The following is a 22,868-nucleotide window of genomic DNA, read 5'->3' on the forward strand; positions in this document are numbered from 1 at the left end:
TCGTTGAAGATCGCCCCCCGCATTGAATTGCGTGTTCCCGCTACCCAAGAGAGATCGACATGCCAAAAGGTTATCTAGTCGCACATGTCAGCGTTTCGGACCCCGTCGCCTATGCTGCTTATGCGGAAGCCGCGGGCGATGCAATCAAGGCTTTCAGCCCCAAGGTCATTGCGGCCTGGGGGCAGTATGAAAACCTCGAAGGCGAGGCCCATGAGCGGCATGTGGTCCTCGAGTTCGATTCGTTCGCCGAGGCCAGGCGTTTTTATGAGAGCCCCGAATACCAGACGGCCAAGGCACTCCGCGCCGGGGCGGCAACCGGGACCTTCGTCATTCTCGAGGGAGCTTCATGACGCTGACCACGACACGTTCGAACATGAGCGTCGTCGGTTCGATCTCGCGGCAGGGGGCCTCACGAATTCCGGCCGTCCTTCGCCGGAGGTGCCCGGCTTGCGAATGCGGGGACGCTGGTTTGCCGACACGTCCTTGCGGTGATCAATCATTCGGCTGAATGTCCCCCGGCCCATGCGACCGGACGAGCGACGGCCTGACGATGATCTTGCCGATAACCTGGCCAGATTCTTGCGCCTCGTGGGCTTCGACGATGGCGTCGAGCGCGACTTGCATGCCTATGGTCGGCACATAGGCGCCGTCCTCGAGGCATTGGCCGATCGCTGAAACGGCTGCGGACTTGGCGGCCGCCGGGACGGTGTAAATGTAGATGAACCGGAATGAGCAGCCTGCGATCATGGCGTCGAGCAGGGGAAGCGGCACCTGATCGGCAGCGGATCCTACGGCATACGAACTGATGATGCCGCCGTTGGCGAGGCAACGCATATCGATGTCGAGGTTGTCTTGCAGACTGACTTCCACGATACGATCGACTCCCCGCTGCTGTGTTGCCGACTTCACGATCGCGACCACATCCTGCAGCCGTCGATTGATCACGAGGTCGGCACCCGCACGCCGTGCAGCGTCTGCCTGCCCGGGCGTTGAAATGGTGGTCGCGACCCACGCGCCGGCCCATTTTGCAAGCAGGATTGCTGCGGTTCCGACTGCTCCCGCGCCGCCCTGGACGAGTATCGCGCGACCGTTGATGTCGCCGTCCGAGAAGAGACATCGATGGGCCGTGAGTGCCGGAATGCCCAGGCAGGCGCCGACCTCGAACGAAACGTTGTCGGGCAAAGGAACGGCCTGTGCTTCCGGAACGACCGCATATTCCGCGGCCGTGCCGAAGGGGCGGCGATATTGGGCTTCGAACAGCCACACCCGTTCGCCTGTCCGTGTCGGCGCAACGCCGGCACCGACCGCGTCGATCACGCCCGCGCCGTCTTGATGCGGAATGACCATCGGGAATGCGGAAGGGCCGGAGAAGCCGGTACGCGCCTTGATGTCGCTGGGATTCAGGCCCGATGCGTGGATGCGCACCCGGACTTCGCCCGGACCCGGTTGCGGAACCGGAAAATCTCCGAGCCTCAACACTTCCGAAGCGTTGCCCTGACGTTCGTAATAAGCGGCCTTCATCGATCGGGTCCCTTGAATGAGTCCGGTCGCCGGTTATCGGCGGCCGATGTAACGATGCCGGGACTATCGGCGGTCGGCCGCTTTTGCACAAGAAGGCACGTCTTTGATATATAGGGAAAGAAATTATCCTATTGGGAGCCGGCATGACATCTTCGGTTAGCACGTATCCGTGCTCGGTCGCCGCGACGGTCGATGTCGCGGGAGGGAAATGGAAGCCGCTGATCGTGCACTATCTGCTGGGCGGTACCAAAAGGTTCGGCGAGTTGCGCGGCTTGATCGGAGCGGTGACCCAGCGCTCGTTGACGTTGCAGCTTCGCGAGCTCGAATCGGATGGCATCGTGACCCGTACGGTTTTCGCCGAGGTCCCGCCCCGCGTCGAATACACGTTGACCGAATTCGGCAGAACGCTCGCCCCGGTGCTCGACGCGATGAAGCAATGGGGCGATGCTTACCTCGCGCGACTGGAGCAATCCGCGGGGCGCCGGCCGTGTTCGTGAGTGTCCCGTTGCGTTGGCGATGGATGTCCGGACACCGTTGCCCGGCGAGTCGTTGAAAACGCGCACGTGCCATAATTCGCCGGTTCCTGGGCTACCCGACGCATCGTGTCCTTCACGAAATGATTTTGATCAGATCTCTCGCCGCCGCCTGCCTGTTGCTGGCGGGATGTATTGCCGCGGCGCACGCCGAGACGTATCCGCCAGAAGTGTCGAGAAACATCGACAAGCTCCAGTCCCGATGTGCCGGCAAGTCCAACGACCCCAAGGCGGCCGCCTGCATCGAATACAAGGCGACGCTGGCCCGCACCGTTCCACCTGCTGTCCAGGCGTTGATGCGTCAGGAAGAAGTGGTCGATGGCCAATGCAGGAACGGCGCGGCACCGAAACTATTGCCTGACGGGCAATATGCTCCGGGCAGTGCGTGCGCACAACGCGAGCTGATGATGAAAACCATTCGCCAGCATGGCTGGTGCTGGGGGCATACGGACATGGACAGCTATCATCCGGGCTGGGTGGTCTGTCATCCCGGTGAATGGCAGTGAAGCCGGGCGAAGCTGTTGCTGAAACGCTCGCGTGACGGCATCGGCGGCGTTCGCGGATGGTTGCGGATTCGACGCGCCGGGGGCGACGGGCCGAGGATTGTGAATGATCGAGCGGCTCGTGCCGAACGACCTTTTGAATCCGCCGCGGAACCCGGTCACTGCCTGCTTCGACAATTCGCGACTGACCTGACCCGGTTCGCTAAAGGCTATCGACACTGGTGCGTGTTGAAAACACGCCGACTGTCACTCGGACGACGCCGGCACCTCATTTCCCTGAGCCGCACCGCATTGATGGCAATGCGGGAAAAAGAAGAAATTCCGGCCGCCGCATTCGCAGACATTGAAGAGTCGTAATCCGCAATGCACGCAGAACGTGGAGTCGTCGCCGCCGAGATTCCATTGTTTGTCGCATGACGGGCAGCGCTTCTTTTCGAGCGAACGAACGGCTTTTTCGTAGCCGATCGTGCGCGCGCGTTCTCCCTGATCCTGCTGCAATTCGAGCCGTTTGCGTTCGGCATAGCGCTGAAAGGCCTTCATCATGTAAAGGCCGGCGAACACCGTGAGCGCGATGCCCACCAGGACCCGGACATAACCGCCGAAATTCGGCAAGTACGGAACCAGTTCGATGAAGAACGCGCTCAGTGCAAACAGGCCAAAACCGTACACGAAAGGCCAGTAGCGCATCTTGCGGTAGCGTATGAACAACCAGATCGCAACCAGGAGTATCGGCAGCGTCAGCGCAAGCCGCAGCCCGAACACTTGCAGCTCGTAGTGCCGTGTCGCTTCGTCGAAGCGCCGTTCGGCTGCCGCGTCCGCTTCGGCGATCTGCGTGTCCACTTGAGTCTGCTGCGATGCCAGCGCCCGTTGCTGGTCGTTGATCGCATCGATCTGATGCTGCCAGTTGACCACCACGGCCTGGAGCGAATCCAGTTTGCGAGTTCTCGCCAGAATGTCGGGGTCCCTCGCACTGTCGCCGGTCACCGAGCGCGTCGCCAGCCAGTTGCGGAAGCTTTCCTTCTCGGCCGCATACTCCTTCGCGGCGCGGCTGCGCGCGACCTCCATGGTGTCGGCCTTGTCGGCAAGCGCGTTGTGCTGCGCCTGCAGATTGCGCCGCGCTGCGTCCAGCCGCGCTTTCGTCGGCGCATCGGCGAATTGCTCGATGGCGGGCGGGCCGCCCGTCGGGGCAAACGCCATGTCGCGGATCACGAGGCTGCCGAGCATGTTCAGAAAGACGGCGAAGATGATCGCGATTACCCATGAGGCGAGTCGCAGGAGCCGCGCGGGACTGGTCAGGCCGTCGCCGGAAGTCATCATTGTTTTGCCTTTGTTGGAATGGTTCGCAGTGTTATCAATCTTGACACAATGGTCGAATGTCGCTTTTTGGCCGGCTGACTGCCGCCTGATGCGGTCAGCGGTAATGCGTCAAAGCGGCCGCCGGTCACCCGGAAACGCCGCCCGTTGCACTGAACCACGCAGCCCTTGACGTTGGCTCAGATGAAATGTCGGGCTTGCAAGGCGGTCATCGCGGCGAATCCAGGCCGAGTTGCTCCGCTAGCTCAGGGAAGCCAAGCGACGTTGCCATCCTGGCAAAGGCATCCTGCTCTGTTGTCGATGCAACTGCAAGTGCCGCTGCGATCTCCTCAAGCGCGTTGACGTCGTCGTCCTCGGCGTGCAAGTTACTCCGCTGATCGCGGGAGCCACGACACATGACGGGCCACTTGCGAGCTCATCTGCAATTCGCAAAATCGCTCGATGTCGGACGGTACGTGTTCACGGAGTCGAACGGGGCATGAATTCATTCAGGTACCGGAAGCAGCCAGGCGCATTTCTCGAAAGGAGTCACACGCGGTCACGGAATCATCACGACACCGGGTTTTCGTCTGATCGTGGATCAGCGTCACGGCGCGGATCTTGCTGACGCGGTGTCCTCGGGCCAGTTCCTATAAGGGTAAGTCCGGCATGGCGCAACGTTATCAAACCAGATTAACTTATATCAAACAATTTTTGACGCAAAATTATGTTCCTGATATGGTCTTTCGCACTCGCTAAGCGCGATCCGGCCACGTTGGTGCCCGGCGATTAGGTCGCGTACTTCGCCAGCGGTTGAACCGGACGCTCAAGCAGCCTGCAATGGGGGCCGGTACTTCCAGACGGTCTTTTGTAACAGGTGGAGCGTGGTCCGGTTTCGTCATCGCCGGACTTGCTCGCGGGCATTGCACGGGCGCTGGACGTGACGACGCCGGACTGCTCCGAAATGCCATCGGGGAACGTTCGGCTGAGTGAGGTGATCCGCTCGAGTTGTCCGGCTTCGCGGATTCGGTACATCGGTTCGCCGGATCATGAATACGGCGGGACGATGTCAGTTCGAATGAATCCTCTAGTGCGCGCTCGTGGTCAAGGTGTACCCGGAAATCACCGCGCAGGGGACAAGTTTCTTCGCGTGATCGACGGTGAAGTTTCGCCGGAGCTGGAAGGCAAGGTATCGATGCGGCAAACAGGCGACCCGGCACATTCCCGATTCACGGTGCCATATGGCCGGAGCGACAACGGAAGCAAGGAAGCGGCTTTGATCCAGATCGGGATGCCGCGATTGTTCTGATCGAAAGCGTGCCGGACAGGTCGAGATGCGTGGTACCTCTCCGCATGCAATTTTGAGGATGACGAAATGATTGATTTGATTATGCCGATCTGGCGAATATGACGCTGGCCGTTGCGGCCGAGACGACGCGCAGGCCGTGCGCCGTCATCTGCATTCGAATACGACACAACCCGTTTCAAACAATCCCAAAACCACTCCTGACTGTGAAATACAGATGAAAAACAAAAACATCAACGTCAGCGTTATCGCTGTTGCCGCATTCGCCGCATCTTCGGCAGCAATGGCGCAGTCGTCGGTCACCCTGTACGGCATGCTCGATTCGGGTATCGGCTACACCTCGAACATCAATGGCCACAAGCGGTTCGGCCTCGACGGCGGTGCCGTAGGTTCGAACAAGTGGGGCCTCAAGGGGGACGAAGACCTCGGCGGCGGCCTCAAGGCGGTATTCAAGATCGAAAACGGTTTCAACATCGGTACAGGCGGGATAAACGGCCAGGGGCCGATTGGTTCCACGCGTTCGCTGTTCAACCGCCAGGCCTACGTCGGCATCGCTTCCGATCGGTACGGTACGCTGCGCATGGGGCGCCAGCTCGACGCCGTGACGGAAATGGTGCAGGGCCTGACGGGCGACGCCATTTCAGCATCGACATTCTCGACGCCGGGCGACGTCGACAACAACGACAACACGACGAACCAGAACAGCGCCGTGAAGTACATTTCGCCGGTCATCAACGGCTTCCAGGCTGAAGGTGCGTACTCGTTCGGCGGTGTTGCCGGTGCGATGGGTTCGGGGCAGTCGTGGTCGGTGGCGGCGAACTACGCTCAAGGCGGCCTGACCGTCGCCGGCGGTTACTTCCGCGCGACCAACCAGGGTGAGAACGGGTGGCAGAACGCAACGGCACAACCGGGTTTCGGTACCGCGCTGGGCTATCCGAGCTCGGGTTACAACGGTGGCAACGCGTTCAAGAGCGCGGGCATCGCCCAGGTCGCTACCCAATACCAGATCGGTCCGTACACGGCGGGCTTGCGGTACTCGAACGCGCAGTACCAGGGCAACAACGGCCAACCGTCGATCCACTTCAACGTGCTGGGCGCACTCCTGCAGTACCAGGTCACCCCTGCATTGTCGCTGGCCACCGGGTACACGTATGTCTACGGTTCCGCAGCCACGCCCAGCCAGGCTGCCGAAGGCCGCACGATGGCTTCGATCAACCAGGCGTCGCTCGGTGCCATGTACGCGCTGTCGAAGCGCACGTCGGTTTACGCCGTCGGTGCCTACGTCCATGCCCAGGGCGCTCAGGCTTCGGCTGCCGACTTTGGCAACACCTCGTCGGGCGGTAACCAGGTTCAAGTCAACATCGGCATGCACCATAGCTTCTGATCCTCAAATTGCAGGCCCGGAAGCCCGGAGTAGTGGGTGCAATACGCCGGGCTTGCAGCATTCTGGTGGTTCCACATGACCATGAGCGCTCGGATCGTCAACGATTCGAGCGCTCGTGTCAGACGGCTGCAAGCGGGGCCGCAAACGGGCCGCAAGCGGCCGGGGCGCAGCTGGCCGCCCGATCTCGAGTCTCGTTCGACGAATCGCCCGGACTTCACGGCAGCCGCGACCGGCTTCCATTCCTCCATGAGCGTCGCCGCCGGTCCATGCGACGCCTTGTCGCCCGCGTGTAGCAAAAAAAGCCAGCTGAAGCCGGTGGTGTCTCGGCCACATTGACGGTTCACCGGTCCCGCAGCCGCTCGACTTGCCGTCCCGCAGCACGAATGTCGTCGCGGCACTCAACTCTTCCACGAATCTGTCGTTAACTCAGGGCGGCTGCCTCCGAGTGGGCGGCGCTCCGGCGTCTGAACCCGCTGGACAAGGGATCGTCAAATGCGACGTCGCGGCCCATGTGCCACGCCCGCCGCCGCGACGCCTCACGCGATGGGTCAATGCCCCGTCTGCGAGTTCGATGAGTACGCAACCATTCAGGGCAAGCGATATCGCACCGTGCCTGTCGCCGCGGGCGAGCCTGAAGGTTGCCGGATCGAAGCGCGCCGGCGAGGGCTTTTCGTCTTGGTTAGAGAATGTATCCGAGCAGCTACGATGTTCCGATTGCGCGCCTCGTCGCGCGTCAGATTCTGTCCTGCACGCCCGCCACGCCGGTGCGGGAGGTCGCGCGACGCATGTTCATCGAGCGTTGCAGCTCGATCGTCGTGATGGAGGATGAACAGGTCGTCGGGATCTGGACCGAGCGCGATGCACTGTCGGCCGGCGACGATCCGCACGGGCTCGATCGGCCGGTCAGCGAGGTAATGAGCCAGCCGGTGCTGACGCTCGAGGCCAACACGCCGCTGGGCGAGGCCGCGATGAAGTTCAAGCAGTCGGGCGTCCGGCACTTCGTGGTGGTCCGCGATAGCGCCCCGATCGGCGTGCTGGCGCAGACCGACGTCGTCGTGAACCAGGGGCCGGAGTTCTTCCTGTACCTGAAGCCGATCGAATCGATCCGCATCCATCCGCCCGTCGCGGTGTCCGAGCAGGTCGCGCTGCACGACGTCATCGCACGGATGCGCACGCAACGACTCGACGCGATTCTGGTCGGCTACGACGACGGCGAGCACGGCATCCTGACCGAGCGGGACATCGTCCGGCTCCTGGCGGAAGGCGCGTCCGAGGGCGCGGTCGGGGCCTACGCGAGCAAGCCGCTGCAGATGCTGAGCGCAAAGCAGAGCCTGTATACAGCACAGCGCTTCATGACCGAGCACAATATGCGGCACGTCGGCATTCGGGACGAGGCGGGCAGGCTGACCGGGCTGCTCTGTTTCGCGGACGTGCTGCAGAGCATCGAGCATGAATACGCGAACGAGTTGCGCAGCGCCGTGCGCGAGCGCGACGAAGCGCTGGGTCTCGCGCGCTTCAACCTGCGCATGGCGGATCGGGTGTTCGAATCGGCGCTCGAAGGCATCATGGTCACCGATCGGCACGCGAGGATCGAGCGCGTCAACCAGGCCTTCACGCGCCTGACCGGGTACACCGCGGACGAAGTGATCGGGCGCAACCCGGGCCTGCTGAGTTCCGGGCGCCAGACGCCGGATTTCTACAAGCAGCTGTGGCATTCGCTGACGACCGATGGCCACTGGCAAGGCGAAATCTGGAATCGCCGCAAGACCGGCGAGCTGTTTCTGGAATACCTGACGATCACCAGCATTCGCGACAACGACGACGAGATCTCGCACTATGCGGCGATCTTCTCCGACATCACACAGCGGCGTCAGGCGGAGGAGCGGCTGGGTTATCTCGCCACGCACGACGTGCTCACCGATCTCGCGAACCGGGCGCTGTTCGAGGAGCGGCTCGCGCACGCGATCGCTCACGCGAAGCGGCTCGGTCACAAGGTCGCGGTGATGTACCTCGATCTCGACCGCTTCAAGCTGGTCAACGACACGCTCGGCCACAACGCCGGCGACGAGGTGCTGAAGCAGGTTGCGGAGCGCATCGTCGCGTCGGTGCGCGCGAACGACACGGTGGCGCGCATGGGCGGTGACGAATTCGCGCTCGTGCTCGAGGAATTCGACGATGTCCGCGACGTCGGGCGCGTTGCACGCAAGCTGCTGGACGAAGTGGCGCGGGCGATCGATGTCGGCGGTCGCGAGATCTTCGTGACGCCGAGCATCGGCATCAGCATCTATCCGGATGACGGCACCGAGGCGGAACACCTGATCCTGCTCGCGGACCAGGCGATGTACGGCGCGAAAAGTCGCGGCAGGAACGTGTTCCAGTTCTTCGAGAGCAAGATGACGTCGTCGGCGATGGAGCAGCTGGAGACGCTCGGCGAGCTGCACCGCGCGCTCGAGCAGAACGAATTCCGGCTGTTCTACCAGCCGCAATACGATCTGGCCAGCGGCCGGATCGTCGGCGTGGAGGCGCTGCTGCGCTGGCTGCATCCACGCAAGGGCCTGGTGCCGCCGGGCGACTTCATCGGGCTGGCGGAGCGGTCGGCGCTGATCGTCCCGATCGGCCGGTGGGTGCTGCGCGAAGCCTGCCGGCAGGCGCGCCGCTGGCTCGACGAGGGTTTCGAGTTCGGGCGGGTGTCGGTGAACGTGTCGGCGCGGCAGTGCTTTACCGACCATTTCCTCAGCGACCTGACGACCATCCTCAGCGAAACCGCGCTGCCGGCCGAATGCCTGCAGCTCGAGTTGCTCGAAAGCATGGCGATGAACACCCGCGAGGAAATCGGCATCCTGCTGCGCGAACTGGCGACACGGGGGATCAGCCTGGCGATCGACGATTTCGGTACGGGCTATTCGTCGCTGGTGTACCTGAAGGATCTGCCCGTCGATACGCTGAAGATCGATCGGTCGTTCCTGACGGACTGCGGTTCGGGCAGCACGGATGATGCAATCGTGCGCGCGATCGTTGCGATGGGGCGCGCACTGGGGCTCGATGTCGTGATGGAGGGCGTCGAGACGGAGAAACAGCTGGCGTTCCTGCAGGAAATCGGCTGCCACCAGGTGCAGGGGTTTCTGTTCGCGCGACCGCAGCCTGCTGAACAGCTGGCCGGGATCTCGTTGCGTCGCGGTGTCGAATTGCTGACCGAGTGAGGCGGTCGGGTGTCAATATGTCAGCCGCCGAGGTTCCCCGCGATCGCGCTACTGCCGCTTTTGAACGACAGCATGTCCGTCACCTTGCCGGTATAAAAATCGATGATTTCACCGCCATGCGTCAGCAGCCGGTCGCCGAACCAATCTGCTGCCAGTCGCGCGGGCGGCCCACGGTGACGTTGAATGGCATGTTCGACCGCACCGGTATGTGCGTCGATCACCAGATCCTCGCCCCAATTGCAGCGTGCCGTTTCCGGCAAGGGTAAGCACAAATGGCTGCCACTCTTGTTGAACAGGATGTTGGCCGAGAGAACCTCGCCAAATTCACCAATATCGCGCGACCATACCACCGAGCCATTCCGGTCACAGCACAGCAATTGATTGGTATCGCTCGCGACGAACATGACTGACCCATCGCGCGCAAAGCGCAGGCGCTTGACCTTGCCGCCCGCCGGGAGATTGACTGTGTTGATCTCGCCGCTGCGGCAATTCACGGTCAGCACCGAATTCCTGGTTCGTTTGTCTGGAGCCCACAGGAGTCCGTCGACCGGATCCACGTCGCCGAAACGTGCATCGAAATCGCGCGCGACAGGATCGCCAAGCTCGCCGGTGTCCAGATCGATCACCACCGGACGGCCTTTGTCATTGCTCTTGAAGACGCTTACCAGCGCATAGCGCCCGGAAGGATCCAGGCGCGTCCAGAACGACAGAAACTTGTCGGTCTGATGCAGGACGGTGCCATCGGCAACTACGGTCAAGCGGCTACGGTTGGTATTGCGTGCGATTATCCACGACGCCGATGCCAATGCAAGGCGACGGCCGTCGCGCGATACATCACACACCGTATCGTCCGTCTGCGCGCCGGCGACCGAGGTAATCGTTTTCGAATCACGGTCGTATTGCACTAACGCCGGCTCGGGAAGGAAAGCGTCAGTTGGGTCAAAGAACACGAGACCGCGGGGGACATCGATGTACACAAGTAACTCCGGCGAGAAATGCGCAAAAGACGTGTCGATCGCGATTGTTTGGGTTACCACTGACGCCTTGCGTCGGCGGATCATGTCCTGATTATCAACAGACTGGCACGTGGCGTCGAGCGATTGGTTCTGGGCGGCTGGTCGGAGCTGGTTGACCGTGGTCGAACCTGAAGAGACGGTCCGGTTTGCCGGAAGCAGGCATTCAACATTACACTTGGCCTTTGATTTACCTTCCCCTATCGAGCTTTCTTTCGAGCCCGCTTTGTCATGGATGACTCCGCTCAAATCGACAAAATCGTGGAAGATTCGTTTGGCCTTTGGATTACGGGTCTTTTCAGCGCGATCGGCGGCAATTCACCGGGTATGGCCTTCCATAGTCATAGAGATGCATTCTTTCGAGTCGTCGAGCATCTACTTCAGACGGGAAGGATCAAGTTCATTGCCCCGGGAGCGGATTGCTATGTCTCGCCCGAACATCCGAATCCTCGATTTACGATCAACGATCACCAAGCGCAGTGGCACGCTTCGCCTGACGAGATCATCTCCTACCTCCGAGACAGGTGGCCGGAGGCTGCATGCCATGAGCACGATCTGTTACTGCTCGATTACTTCTACAGCATCCCCGCAGTGATATGGGTTGGCGACGACGGCACCTTGGTGGCATCTTGATCGGAGCGATCGCGCCAACTATTCGAGAAGCTGACCGAAGCCCGATTGATGACGATCTAGGTGGTGATGCCGGATGTCTGAAAGTGGCCGACTGCAGCCCGACGGCGAGCCGTTGTCGGATGCCGGCGTCGAACGGACTGCATCCGGTTGAATCCACCACCCACAACGGCCGTTGCTGCCGGGCAGGCTTGCGCTATGTCTGGGGCTGACCATCTGCATTCCAATACTCCCAGACTCCAACCTCGGTTCCCCGATCATAGTTACCGGACGCAGCAATGCTGCCGTTAGGATGGAAGTCCTTCCATGGACCATGTTCGACGCCGTGATCATAGTTTCCCTCGGAAACTACGGTGCCATTCTCGCTATATGCGACAAAGAGACCATGCCTAATCCACCGACTGCCGTCGGAATTGAGGTACCGAGAGTAACGATATTTGATGTCACCGTTCTCGTAATAGATCTCCGCGATCTCCAAATCGGGCATGCTCTATTGTTCTCCGAGTTTTCCAGAATCCCAGTATGAGTTTCTTGTCTGCGAAGCATATCAGTGACCGCACTTGGCCGGCAGCAGACTGCGCTAGCTGGTAATGCTTTTCCCTCTCAAATAGTTGAGCAGGTCTTCTTGTGTCAAGCCCGGGGCTCCCCAGTCCAGCCAGTTGCGAAAATATTCCGGGTAAGCGAAATACACACGCTGGCCAACCTTGACGAAACCGTCTTGCTTGCCATGGGCGCTCACGAAACGAAGGTGCTCAATCGTCATTACGTAAGCGTTGCGCGCATCGTCGCTCGGAAAATGTTCTATCGTCGGGGAAACCCGGTACGAGGAGTCGCCAAGAAGCAAGTCCACAAGGTCCAACGCGTGGCCGCCGTCAACCAGCCGAAGGATTTCAGATCTATCCGCTGCGCTCACATGATGCTCCCTTTCAAAGGTAGGGATGAGGTGCGACTCTCGGCCATCCTACCCTACTACCGACTAGTAGGGCCGCCGGCCTCCATTGAACCCGCTCCTGCCAGATCGGGCAATCTCAGTGAGCGTGGCGAGTGGCTGCTCCTGGCCGACTGCAGCCCGACGGCGAGCCGTTGTCGGATGCCGGCGTCGAACGGACTGCATCCGGCGGGATGCTGACCCGGAGCGGTCACTCAACGTTCCTCCAAGCGGACGTTCGCGGCGACAGCGCAGTGCACCATTGCCGAATTAACCAGCTTAGAATGGAATTTCTCATTTCGCACGAGTACCCGATGCTCACAGCGCTCCTACTTGTCAGCGAATCTGCTAGCGACTACGCAAACGTCTTTCGCGTCTTTATTGAAGCACCTTCGTACACGGAACTCGTTGAAGGCCGTTCGCCCTCCACGGAAGATGTCAACGATTTCTTCTTCGGCAAGCCAGTGGGCACGGATGCGGCACAAAAATCAGTCTTCGGATTTTTTGTCGGACCGGACATGATCGGCTGCGCAGATGTGATTCGTTCGTATCCAACTGACGACTGCATATGGATTGGCCTGATGCTCCTCACCGAAGCGGATCAGGGGCGAGGCTATGGAAAGGCCGCTTTAAAGCTGTTGATTGAGATGGCGGGCGAGTGGGGCTATCGCGCCGCGCAACTTGCAGTCGTTTCAACCAATCCTCGCGCATATGCATTCTGGCAGCGCGAGGGCTTTGAGGAGATTCGACGCGCGAGCAGTCCGAGATTTACCGGTGATCTCATCGTCATGCAGCGCCCAATCGGATAGCGAGCTCGATCGGCTCAAAATGGTCGGCCAACGACGGCCACTGTTGACCTCGTCGGCGTCGGACGTCAAGCATGCATATGCGCTCAGGACCGGTTCGCTTCCACATGTCGCTTGATCGCAGTATTCATTGCCTGAAATTCTCGTCGCGTTTCCTTGATCACGTCTCTAGTCAATCGCCCGGCGAGCAACCCAGAGAACGTCTCCGTCTGTTCAAGATGGGTGCCGTTAGCTGCAGCAGTGAGGCGAATGCAATGCGTCCCGTCGAAAACGCCCCGAACCCATACGCTGCCACGCCAGCAAAGATCTCGTTCCGGGCGAACGAGCAGAACAGTCGGCTTGAATACCATCGAATCCGTTCCAGCGCCCAACACGATCCGGATCGTTGCACCTTCCTTGAAATCGCCGTCAATACGCGTAATGAAGGGATTCCAATTACTATATCCGGCACCTTCCGATACAAGCTTCCAGACATCGGCGGGAGGTCGATCGATAAGAACATCTGCATTTACCGTACTGTCTTCGTGAAGGGCGTATAGGCTTCCAAATATGCCAACAACACCGGCAACGGTGCCTCCTAGCAACCATCTTCGTAAGCCCATATTCGCTCCGTAATCGGTCGCAATCTTTCCGACTCGACCTCGGTCACGGATTGTCGTCGATCTACGCATCGATGTCGAACGGCAGAAATTGGCCGGCTGCTACCTTCCGGGGTTGCTTGCACTTGCCCTAGCACAGTTGCCCGAAACCGACCCGGAGCGGCCCTCCAGATAGGGCCATGCGGTTCCCCGGCTACAATGATTGTAGCAACCGTGCTGACAGCTTCGTCCAGTATCGGTCTTGCAAAGCAGGGACCCAGGTATTTTCTCTGAGTTGTCGCGGCCCTGATTACGTCGAGCCTCTTGATGCGAGTATTTCTATATGTCATTTCGATCCCTTCATGACGACCTGCTCGCATACCAAGGCCAGATGGCGTTCGTCGATGTGCTGATTCCTTGGATAGAAGAGAATCCCGCCGAAATCGAACGGCTCCGATCCATTCGCTTAAGAAGCGGTAGGCCTATTCCGAATGTATCCGAAGACGAACGCTGGTTGCTTTATGCAGCTAGCCGCGTTTTCGAGCTTCTAGTGCTTTGTTTCCAGAGTGGACGAGCCGATGGAACTGAGTGGCGTGGCCCCGCCATCTCGGAGGATGAGCTTGTGTGCTTCTCGGAACGCATCGGCTTGGATGTCGTGCGACCCAATCGATATTCGCCTTTCCATCACGAGATCGCTGCGCTACTTTGCTCTGCCGAGGCGGCTCAGTCACCTCAAATTGCCAAATATCACTGGCCATGCCTGATGCTCGGTCCGCTTCTTTTGATGCGGGCGGGCGTCACTCTATCTGCAAACGCCAGTGTCATGCGCCCAGAGGTCGCTGACGCTTCTACTCTTTATTGGGCTTTTCGCAGAAAGACACGACCGCACCACGATCTCGCCCACGGGTGGGGGCACAACTCATCATGGCGAACTTCTTTTAGGCGCGATTACCACTTGGGCGACACCTTCCACTTTAATGTCGACGGCACGGTTGATCTTTTGGAACTTCATGCAGAATCGTGCAACGAAGAAGGACTGTCGCCGAAGGAGCGCATGGAACTCCTCGCGAACCGCTGTTTTGTTACCGCTATCAAGGATAGCGTCGATCACTTTCCCTATGATGATCGGTTTTCAATGAAAGCTATGTAGCAGAGGTCGCCGGCCCGACCCTTTCATCGAAGGAATCCTCCCAGAGAATTTCGACTGCTTACAGTCGTCACTCATATGACCGCTTCTCCGCCGGCGAGAACTTGCCAGACTCCTCCTTACAAAGAGGAAGTTTCGAGGCAATCACTTCGACGGATCAAGACCCTCACCGCGCGCAAGAGGTGATGGTTTATCGTCGGAATCAGTGTTGCCGGAATCTCATAAGGGCCTGCGGTCCGAAAGTCGGCTGCATGCATGATGTGAACCAACCCGACGTTGAACTGAACGAACGCTTCAATGGTCTGGTCGTTCCGCATGGCGGCTTTCATTGCGTCCTCGTCGAACCAACGCGACGAATATAGTGTGAACGTCGGTGCGTCGACCGGCGGAAGCGCCCGGAAACCCGCATGGTCAAGCCAGTCGAATTGCGCCCGGTTCACCTGGACGATACTGGACATGCCATAAAGGCCTGTACCGCTGCGCTCGAGATGGTCGATCCACCAGTCGTTTTGCCATCGCTCGTAACCGAGCAACGCGCCCTCTAAGCGCACCATGTTCTCGCAGCCGTCGCCTTCCCTGTTGAGATTCTGACGAAAAAATTCCAGAGCCGGGATGCGCCACTCCTCGCCTTTGAGCGTATACAGAACTTGTCCGATTCGACGCGCCGGGCGGCCTGGACAAGCCGGTACCTCGCGGATGATTTCCTGGGAATGCAAGACGCCTTGAGCCACATACTCGTCGAAGCGAGCCTTCAGTACGACCGACGGCGGCCATTCGCTGTTGAATTCAATGAACCCGAATGGTTTGCGCCCTTGCACCATCAAAGCCAGCTCGTAGCCGGTATGGACAAGGTACGGTACGAGAATGCGAGCCGTCACATATTTTGCGAGAAGGGTTTCGCGCGAACCATGTTCAAACTCGATCGCGAAGGCGTCGCATACGTTGGCGACCTGTGTCGGCGACAGAAGATAGCAGTCGTCGAGGTCCGCATCCTCGGATGCGTTCGGGTCGACCATTCGCCGCAGCGCATCAAGGTCGTCGGTTTCGAATCGAACCTCGAGGCACGGGTACAGAAGATCCGGATCGATCGCCGACAGAATGAACGAGGTTCTCGGATATCTCATGGTAATTCCCGGTGCGTCAGTTCGAAGACTTCGACATACGCCAGATCCTTTGGGCAACGCGACACTGCCATGTCGTTGCTCGAAGCGCGTGCTGATTGTTGACGATCTGCTGGAGGATGTCGAATGGCTGGTCCTTGTTATCGTTATGCGCCGGGTCGGGATGCTAAAGCCGGGTGATACTGATCGCTACCGCTCTCCATCACCAGAAACTGGCCAAACGGCGAAGTTCGCGCGGACGCGCCCGGGCCGCTGGTAAACTCGGGCTGCCAAAGCAACTTTTCCCGGTCACATGAGCACGCAACCCGCAGCAGCACCTGCAACCGTCACCCCAATGATGCAGCAGTGCCTGCGCCTTGCCTGACAAGGATCAGCCCGCAAAGCTACGCCAATAACTACGTCCACCCTTTTCGGAATCTGTCGTTAGCCCAAAAGGGCATGGCATCGAACGTGTCACAATCATGCGTCGTCGCGAAAAACCAACTGGGCAACTTGTGAAGTCACTACTCATTCTGGTTGCATTAACAGGCTTGTCGGTCGTTTCGACAGCGCAGGGACAGAACGCTGCGACTCTCATCGGGTTATCAAAGGATCTATCTAGGCATATGAATGGCCCCGACGGCGAGTACGGGTTCATTCGTGTCGAGACGCCTCACTGCCGTCAGTTTGGACTGGGAGCCAGCGAAGATCTGCCACCTCCAAATCAATACCGTTTCGTAGATTTTATTCACGCGCAGAATGCGAACGTCGATACGCGCGGAGTGACGTTTACGATGCGGTCAATACCTTTGCCCTGGTGCAAGCCGGGCGAAGGTATGTACTAATGGTCCGTCTCTGATATTTTGTGATTGCTTGTTCGTTGTCTAGCGTCGCGAGAGTTTGGAAACGCTTGGCTGCCGCTCACCATCACCCGCACCTGGTCAAACGGCGAACTTCGCGCGTGAACGCCGAAGCCGCTGGTAAACTCGGGCAGCCAAAGTAACTTTTCCCGGTCACATGAGCACCCAACCCACCACAGCACCTGCACCCGTCACCCCAATGATGCAGCAGTACCAGCACCTTATCTGATAAGGCTCAAAATCAAAAGCTACGCTGTAAGTTACGCCAATTCATTCAACGAGCGCCTGCTGCCTAAACCGAACATGCACGATACAAAACTATCGGTAGCGCCCCTGCCGCATCAGTTCCTTGAATCGGCGTTGGTTTTGCTGGATGCAGCGTTCGAACAAGACCCAATCCTTGCCTGGTGCCTGTTCGCTGAAAACTGGGGATTCGACGAGCGCCGCACAAACTATCTGAGAAGCTATTTGAGATATCACCACGATGCGCTCATGCCTGCTTTGGGCGCGTGGCGTAGCGGTGACCTCGTTGCCGTGAGCTACTTTGCGCCGGCGTCCCGCGCAGAATCATCCGGCAACTTTGCCGAGCTGGGACATCAGATCGCAAGCACCTGTGGCGAACTATCCTTGCGAAGAATCGATCTGCTTCGCGAGAGTTCTGGCTCGAACTCCTCTGTTGCAAACTCAAGCTGGATTGAGTTCATCGGTGTGTCCCCGATGCTACAAGGCGAAGGGATCGGGTCGACGCTCCTAAATGCGACCTTGGCGCATCTTCGCGAGATCGAACCATCTGGGATGATTTCCTTGGAAACCGCTGAGTCGCGCAATATTCCGTTCTACGAGCGCCATGGCTTTGCGATCAAGGAACGCATTGATCGTCCGGGACTGACGCAATATCGCCTATCAATCAGCTAGTCGCCCCTTCGGGCTTAGAACGGGCTCCGTGATGCCGATCACCGAAACGCTCCCCCCTCCGGGAGCCATCGTTGTACTTAACGGGCCAAGTAGCTCGGGCAAAAGCACGTTGTCCAAGTATCTGTGCGAGAACCTGCAGGAACGCTACTTACATGTCGAGCTTGATCATGGTCATGAGCGTTCTCCTCGGGGTAAAAAATAAAAAAGCGCCGTAGGCGCCTTGGTCGTGTGTACAGGAAGGGGGAGCTGCAATCCCGGATGTCCTGCTATGGACGTAACGAACCACGGCGCATCGAGTGACGGCCGTGATGATGACGAGATTGGTTCGGGACGTTACGGATTTCCATGCCGGTCATATTGGCACATTGATTTTGATTTGTGAACTGATCCGCCTGGCTGCGCGGCCGCAAAGTATGCGCGAACCCTGTCGGGAAACAGCTCTGGCGCATGCGTCGAGCGTTATTCGAGCCGATCGTCATACGCGAACTTCAGCCGGGACTCGAACGCAGTCGACAGTGACGAAGCCATACCCGGCACTGGCAGGAATGGACAGGTCACGACGGCGATTGAAGATCGAACAGTTCGCGGTTGGTCTGGAGATAGTGGGGCAAGCCGCCATCGTCGGAATTGAGCATGAGCCTCAACGGCCTGGAAAAGGCAATGCAAAGGAGCGCAAGTACGAAAAGTTCGCTGCCGTAGATGATGACTGCGTTTGGCGATAAGGCTTTCAGCGCCGCGCCCGACATCCAGATACCCAATGGAGCGGCGGCCGTGCAAAGAAACATCAGGCTCGATTCCATGCCGGCACGATGCCCGGCTGGAATGGCCATTGCCCGTTTCGAATTGACGGTGACGTTGAACATCGTCAATCCGGTACCCAATGCGAAACCGAGCATGCACCAGACGGGGAGCGTGTGCGAGCAACCGAACGCGAAGATGGAGGCGCCGATCATTGCAATGCCGACGATCGAAATGGCGTGATCGGAAACAATGCGTCGTGCCTGCTGGATCAGCAAGGCCGAAGCCGCCAATACGCCCGCACCTAATGACAGTTCGATGCCGGCGACGTTCAGCATCGAGCCTCCCTCCGCGAGAACCTTGGCCGGCAACAGGAAGAAAACGAACGGGACGAACAGCATGTTGGCAAGCAGCGACGCTGTCGCGATCGCCCGCTCGGCGCGAATACCGAGCACCCGCTGCATCCCGCGGCGCAGATCCTGGAAAAACGACGGCGCTTCGCCGGGGCGCGCGTGCACCGATTGGCCCGCGCTGAACGACATGTGGAAGGCGAGCGCCGCTACGACGCCGAGACAACTGCTTGCGACACTCACCCATAGCGCGGACTCGCCGCCGAATGCCCCGATCATGAAACCTGCCAGCGTCGGGCCGAACAGGATATTCAGGATGAAACCTGACGCCTTCAGGCGCAGACCTCGACGAACCTCGTCGGCATCCGGTGAAATTTCAGGTATGAGCGGCGTGCTCAGCGGCATGAGGGCCGCCACGGCGACACTCGAAGTCACGCTTGCGACGACGATGACGACGATAAGCCAGTTCGTGTTGGTGCCGTGAAGCGCAAGTGCGACGACGACGACCGGTATCACCGACGCAAGGGCAAGCAACGATGCGCCCAGCAAAACCGTACTTTTTCGGACTCGGTCGGCGACGATGCCGGTGAACGGAAGGATCAGCAGGGTCGTCGCCCACGTTGCGATCAGCGTCAGCGTGAGTGCCGACGGGTTCGCGATACCCTTGAGCAAAAGCCAGGTGGCATAGAACTGCAGGATGCGAGACGAAACCGTCACGGCTGCGTCGGCGCATACATACGTCACGATCAGTTGCCACCGGGTCGAGGGCATCATGCTATTCGTTATTCTGAAACGTGTCGGCGACGGATTTGAAAATGGCTGCCGCATTGAACGCCCGCGCATTCCCGGCAAAACCTTGCAATGAATACCTCGCGGATCTGCTCGACCGATATGCCGATACGCCGAGATGCAAGGCAGCGCCAGGCTGGAAACACAATTGATTCTCGCAGCCGCTCATCGCACTGCTTACTCCAAGCGTGACGAGGTGCCGCGTCTTCAGATCGATGCCGGGCCGGCGATACGCGTATCCGTAAATGTCCAGACTCTTTGCGAATCGCGCGAACTGCGGGGCTATGTTTTCAGATAAACAAAGTCGGGTAAACAAAAAAATATTGGAGCGCGTCACGCAGCGGTTCCCACATCCCCGGCAGCGCTAGGGGCGTGACAAGGTGCGAATTCGGGATTCTCGCCCACGTCATATCGATGACAGAAATCGTTGTTTGCGGGTACGTCGTGCGGCACGCTAGATTGGCCGAACCGGCGTCGATGCCTGCGCGTCGCAGTCATGCTCAACGTGGATCGACGTGGAAGCTGAAGCCGATAAGCCGCGGCACGCTGTCCCCGCCCAAGCGGGATTGCCCCTGCGCAAAGCATTCCGCCGCACGTTTCCGGTGACCGGGTGGCGTTGCGCACATGGCGCCGCTCGCCGAGCGGCACATCTTTTCGACACGGCATTGACGACGACTTCATCAAATCCCCGAATTGATCGACGGCATCGCGTCGCGCGGCCGCCCGTCCTGACGGCCATCGGCGTGTCGAAGCGCTTCGGCGCGACGACCGCGCTCGCATCGCTCGACCTGTCGATCGGCGCCGGCGAGGTCGTCGCGCTGATGGGGGCCAACGGCGCGGGCAAATCGACGTTCGTCAAGATCCTGAGCGGCGTGATCCGTCACGACGGCGGCACGCTGACGCTGCGCGGCACGCCTTACCGGCCCGCGTCGCCGCACGCGGCGAAGCAGCTCGGCATCGCGACCGTGCATCAGTCGGTTGCCGACGCGGTGGTGCCGACGCTGTCGATCGCCGACAACCTGCTGCTCGACCGGCTGTGCGATCCGGCATCGCCGTGGCGCGTGCCGCCGGCCGCCCGGCGCGATGCCGCACGGCCGCTCGCCGAACGCGTCGGGCTCGATGCCGACCTGGCGGCGCCGCTCGCGTCGCTTTCGCTGGCGGACCAGCAGCGTGTGACGCTCGCGCGAGCACTTGCCGGGCAGCCGGGCCTGCTGATCCTCGACGAACCGACGGCGAGCCTGTCGGCGCCGGAGGCCGAGCGCCTGTTCGCGCTGCTCGATACATTGCGTGACGAAGGCGTCGCCGTCCTGCTGGTGTCGCACCGGCTCGGCGACCTGCGCCGTATCGCTGATCGCGTCGCGATCGTGCGCGACGGACGGATCGTCGCCGATCTCGCCGCACCGGTCGATTTCGACGCGGCGGTCGAAACGATGGTCGGGCGGCCGTTGCCGAAGGCGCGTGCGCCGGGCCCGGCGCCGATCGCGCGGCCCGGCGACGGCGGCCTGAGCGTGCGCGGGTTGCGCCTGACGCAGGCCAGCGCGCCGTTCGATCTCGACGTGCGGCGCGGCGAGATCGTCGCGATCGCGGGGCCCGTCGGCGGCGGCAAGTCGCGCTTCGCAAACACGATCTTCGGCGCCGTGCGCGCGGCGCAGGGCGCGATGACGCTCGACGGCAGGCCGTGGCGCCCGCGTTCACCTGCCGACGCGATTCGCGCCGGCGTGTTCCTCGCCGGCGAGGATCGCTGGCGCACGTCGCTGTTTCCCGACAGCGTGCCGTTTGCGTCGATCGCGGGCACGATCAGCTTTCCGTTCCTGTCGCGCTGGTTCGGCGGCGGCGCGGTGCGCGCCGAGCGCGAGCGCACGGCGGCGGCCGCCGCGATCGCGCGCTTCGGGATTCGCTGCACGGGCCCCGACGACCGTCTCGTGCGGCTGTCCGGTGGCAACCAGCAGAAGGTCGTGCTCGCCCGCTGGCACGCGGAACCCGCGCGGCTGCTGCTGCTCGACGAACCGTTCCAGGGCATCGACGCCGGTGCGCGCGCCGATATCGTCGACATGTTGCGGCGCCATGCGCACGAACGCGCGACGCTCGTGTTCGTCAGCGATCTCGAGGAAGCGGTCGAAGTCGCCGATCGAGTCGTCCGGTTCGATCGCGCGACGCTCGATCATTCATCCTCCCACCCGTCGGACTGATCCATCACGATGCTGAAATCCGCCACACCTGCCGTTGCACCCGATGCGCCGTCCACCAGGCCGGCGCTGTCCGCGTCGGCCCGCCTGCGCGCCGGCCTCGAACGCACCGGCATCCTGCTTGTGCTCGCCGCGCTGGTCGTCGTCTTTACCGTCAACGAGCCCGCGTTCCTGAACGTGGACAACCTGTTCAGCATCCTGCAGGCGGTGTCGATCGTCGCGCTGCTCGGGATCGGTGTGACGATCACGCTCGCGGCGGGCGGCTTCGACTTGTCGGTGGGCAGCATCGCCGCATCCGCGCAGATGGCGGCCAGCTACGTGCTGGTTGTCTGGCACGGCAGCGCGCTCGCGGCGGTGGCGGCCTGCGTGGCGCTCGGTGTGGCAGCCGGCCTGTTCAACGGTGTGCTGATCACGCGCTTGCGCGTGCCGGACCAGCTTGCGACGCTCGGCACGCTGTTCCTGCTCGCGGGCCTGCAGTTGATTCCGACCGGCGGGCGTTCGCTCGCGACCGGTTCGGTGCTGCCCGACGGCACGGAAGCGAGCGGCATGTTTCCCGACGCGTTTCTCGCGCTCGGGCGCCTGCGTGTGTTCGACGTGGTGCCGTTGCCGGTTCTGATACTGGCGGCGGTGACGGTGCTGGCTTGCGTCGCGATGGAAGCGACGCGCTGGGGCCGCGTGATCTATGCGATCGGCGGCAACGAGACGGCCGCGCGGCTGGCCGGTGCGCCGGCGGCGCGCTACCGGGTCGCGGCGTATGTCGTATCGGGCGCAATCGCGGCATTGGGGGGCGTGCTGATCTCTGCCCGCGTCGGGCGCGGCGACGTCAGCGCCGGGCACTCGCTGCTGCTCGACGCGGTGGCCGCCGCGCTGGTCGGGTACGCGGTGTGGGGCGCGAAACGGCCGAACGTGTTCGGCACCGTGGTCGGGGCCGTGTTCGTCGGCGTGCTGCTCAACGGCCTGACGATGCTGAATGCGCCGTATTACCTGCAGGATTTCGTGAAAGGGGCGCTGCTGGTGCTCGCGCTGGCGTTCACGTTCGGCATCGGCCGGCGCGCGGACGCCCGCGCCTGAGCGCGGCGTTGGGGGGG

Annotated in this window: 23 protein-coding genes; 13 read left to right on the forward strand and 10 right to left on the reverse strand. The window is 60.8% G+C overall.

Annotation, left to right across the window (positions count from 1 at the left end):
- Positions 1–59: 59 nt before the first annotated feature.
- On the forward strand, positions 60–350 hold the full coding sequence (locus DPV79_RS00595) for a DUF1330 domain-containing protein (protein ID WP_113044486.1): 291 nt from the start codon (positions 60–62) through the stop codon (positions 348–350).
- Between the two features lie 142 nt (positions 351–492).
- Here DPV79_RS00595 and DPV79_RS00600 read toward each other — a convergent pair whose 3' ends face one another.
- Entirely contained in the window at positions 493–1,521 is a 1,029-nt protein-coding gene (locus DPV79_RS00600) for an NADPH:quinone reductase (protein ID WP_113044487.1), read from the reverse strand.
- Positions 1,522–1,664: 143 nt separating this feature from the next.
- Between DPV79_RS00600 and DPV79_RS00605 the strand changes: the two genes are divergently transcribed.
- Positions 1,665–2,018, forward strand: a complete 354-nt coding sequence (locus DPV79_RS00605) for a winged helix-turn-helix transcriptional regulator (RefSeq protein ID WP_059585989.1) — start codon at positions 1,665–1,667, stop codon at positions 2,016–2,018.
- A gap of 119 nt (positions 2,019–2,137) precedes the next feature.
- On the forward strand, positions 2,138–2,560 hold the full coding sequence (locus tag DPV79_RS00610) for a hypothetical protein (protein WP_113044488.1): 423 nt from the start codon (positions 2,138–2,140) through the stop codon (positions 2,558–2,560).
- A 243-nt stretch (positions 2,561–2,803) separates the two neighbouring features.
- Here DPV79_RS00610 and DPV79_RS00615 read toward each other — a convergent pair whose 3' ends face one another.
- Both DPV79_RS00615 and DPV79_RS42450 read right to left on the reverse strand, forming a co-directional pair.
- Entirely contained in the window at positions 2,804–3,871 is a 1,068-nt protein-coding gene (locus DPV79_RS00615; RefSeq protein WP_425267345.1) for a hypothetical protein, read from the reverse strand.
- Positions 3,872–4,079: 208 nt separating this feature from the next.
- Positions 4,080–4,235: a hypothetical protein gene (locus tag DPV79_RS42450; protein ID WP_165843467.1), complete on the reverse strand. Its 156-nt coding sequence runs from the start codon at positions 4,233–4,235 to the stop codon at positions 4,080–4,082.
- A 693-nt stretch (positions 4,236–4,928) separates the two neighbouring features.
- Between DPV79_RS42450 and DPV79_RS41885 the strand changes: the two genes are divergently transcribed.
- The 3 genes from DPV79_RS41885 to DPV79_RS00630 all read left to right on the forward strand — a co-directional run bounded on the left by DPV79_RS41885 (position 4,929) and on the right by DPV79_RS00630 (position 9,740).
- Positions 4,929–5,159 carry a hypothetical protein gene (locus tag DPV79_RS41885; RefSeq protein ID WP_133295594.1) on the forward strand — a complete coding sequence of 77 codons (231 nt, stop codon included), beginning with the start codon at positions 4,929–4,931 and terminating at the stop codon, positions 5,157–5,159.
- A gap of 214 nt (positions 5,160–5,373) precedes the next feature.
- Positions 5,374–6,540, forward strand: a complete 1,167-nt coding sequence (locus DPV79_RS00625; RefSeq protein ID WP_042975541.1) for a porin — start codon at positions 5,374–5,376, stop codon at positions 6,538–6,540.
- Positions 6,541–7,226: 686 nt separating this feature from the next.
- The gene (locus DPV79_RS00630; RefSeq protein WP_113044491.1) at positions 7,227–9,740 is read left to right on the forward strand and encodes an EAL domain-containing protein; all 2,514 of its coding nucleotides are present in this window, start codon (positions 7,227–7,229) and stop codon (positions 9,738–9,740) included.
- Between the two features lie 20 nt (positions 9,741–9,760).
- On the opposite strand, the gene DPV79_RS00635 is transcribed toward DPV79_RS00630, so the two are convergent.
- Positions 9,761–11,002, reverse strand: coding sequence for a YncE family protein (locus DPV79_RS00635; protein ID WP_208866693.1), 1,242 nt, complete (start codon positions 11,000–11,002; stop codon positions 9,761–9,763).
- Here DPV79_RS00635 and DPV79_RS00640 point away from each other — a divergent pair.
- Positions 10,985–11,386 (forward strand): hypothetical protein, encoded by a 402-nt coding sequence (locus tag DPV79_RS00640; protein WP_048027594.1) that lies wholly within the window; start codon positions 10,985–10,987, stop codon positions 11,384–11,386. The two genes, DPV79_RS00635 and DPV79_RS00640, sit on opposite strands and share 18 nt — an antisense overlap.
- 193 nt (positions 11,387–11,579) lie before the next feature.
- Here the strand turns inward: DPV79_RS00640 and DPV79_RS00645 are convergent, their stop codons facing one another.
- Together DPV79_RS00645 and DPV79_RS00650 are read right to left on the reverse strand one after the other, a co-directional pair.
- Positions 11,580–11,870, reverse strand: coding sequence for a toxin-antitoxin system YwqK family antitoxin (locus DPV79_RS00645; protein WP_081066321.1), 291 nt, complete (start codon positions 11,868–11,870; stop codon positions 11,580–11,582).
- 93 nt (positions 11,871–11,963) lie between these two features.
- On the reverse strand, positions 11,964–12,296 hold the full coding sequence (locus tag DPV79_RS00650) for a hypothetical protein (RefSeq protein ID WP_113044493.1): 333 nt from the start codon (positions 12,294–12,296) through the stop codon (positions 11,964–11,966).
- A gap of 299 nt (positions 12,297–12,595) precedes the next feature.
- Here DPV79_RS00650 and DPV79_RS00655 point away from each other — a divergent pair, with 299 nt between their 5' ends.
- Positions 12,596–13,120 (forward strand): GNAT family N-acetyltransferase, encoded by a 525-nt coding sequence (locus tag DPV79_RS00655; RefSeq protein WP_165843468.1) that lies wholly within the window; start codon positions 12,596–12,598, stop codon positions 13,118–13,120.
- An 83-nt stretch (positions 13,121–13,203) separates the two neighbouring features.
- Here DPV79_RS00655 and DPV79_RS00660 read toward each other — a convergent pair whose 3' ends face one another.
- Positions 13,204–13,719: an SRPBCC domain-containing protein gene (locus DPV79_RS00660; protein WP_165843469.1), complete on the reverse strand. Its 516-nt coding sequence runs from the start codon at positions 13,717–13,719 to the stop codon at positions 13,204–13,206.
- A 367-nt stretch (positions 13,720–14,086) separates the two neighbouring features.
- Between DPV79_RS00660 and DPV79_RS41890 the strand changes: the two genes are divergently transcribed.
- On the forward strand, positions 14,087–14,845 hold the full coding sequence (locus tag DPV79_RS41890) for a hypothetical protein (protein ID WP_133295596.1): 759 nt from the start codon (positions 14,087–14,089) through the stop codon (positions 14,843–14,845).
- 116 nt (positions 14,846–14,961) lie between these two features.
- Here DPV79_RS41890 and DPV79_RS43200 read toward each other — a convergent pair whose 3' ends face one another.
- Entirely contained in the window at positions 14,962–15,966 is a 1,005-nt protein-coding gene (locus DPV79_RS43200) for a hypothetical protein (RefSeq protein ID WP_244321686.1), read from the reverse strand.
- 1,139 nt (positions 15,967–17,105) lie between these two features.
- Here DPV79_RS43200 and DPV79_RS00670 point away from each other — a divergent pair.
- Together DPV79_RS00670 and DPV79_RS43795 are read left to right on the forward strand one after the other, a co-directional pair.
- Positions 17,106–17,717, forward strand: coding sequence for a GNAT family N-acetyltransferase (locus tag DPV79_RS00670; RefSeq protein ID WP_027792048.1), 612 nt, complete (start codon positions 17,106–17,108; stop codon positions 17,715–17,717).
- A gap of 31 nt (positions 17,718–17,748) precedes the next feature.
- Complete coding sequence (locus DPV79_RS43795; protein WP_080982067.1) at positions 17,749–17,919, forward strand: phosphotransferase-like protein; 171 nt, start codon at positions 17,749–17,751, stop codon at positions 17,917–17,919.
- A 352-nt stretch (positions 17,920–18,271) separates the two neighbouring features.
- Here the strand turns inward: DPV79_RS43795 and DPV79_RS00680 are convergent, their stop codons facing one another.
- Positions 18,272–19,579 carry an MFS transporter gene (locus DPV79_RS00680; protein WP_113044496.1) on the reverse strand — a complete coding sequence of 436 codons (1,308 nt, stop codon included), beginning with the start codon at positions 19,577–19,579 and terminating at the stop codon, positions 18,272–18,274.
- A gap of 1 nt (position 19,580) precedes the next feature.
- Positions 19,581–19,931, reverse strand: coding sequence for a carboxymuconolactone decarboxylase family protein (locus tag DPV79_RS00685; protein ID WP_113044497.1), 351 nt, complete (start codon positions 19,929–19,931; stop codon positions 19,581–19,583).
- A 328-nt stretch (positions 19,932–20,259) separates the two neighbouring features.
- Between DPV79_RS00685 and DPV79_RS00690 the strand changes: the two genes are divergently transcribed.
- Complete coding sequence (locus DPV79_RS00690) at positions 20,260–21,783, forward strand: sugar ABC transporter ATP-binding protein (RefSeq protein ID WP_113044498.1); 1,524 nt, start codon at positions 20,260–20,262, stop codon at positions 21,781–21,783.
- Positions 21,784–21,795: 12 nt separating this feature from the next.
- On the forward strand, positions 21,796–22,851 hold the full coding sequence (locus DPV79_RS00695; protein WP_369869768.1) for an ABC transporter permease: 1,056 nt from the start codon (positions 21,796–21,798) through the stop codon (positions 22,849–22,851).
- Positions 22,852–22,868 lie beyond the last annotated feature (17 nt).

The sequence above is a fragment of the Burkholderia reimsis genome (assembly GCF_003294055.1).
GTDB classification, from domain to species: domain Bacteria; phylum Pseudomonadota; class Gammaproteobacteria; order Burkholderiales; family Burkholderiaceae; genus Burkholderia; species Burkholderia cepacia.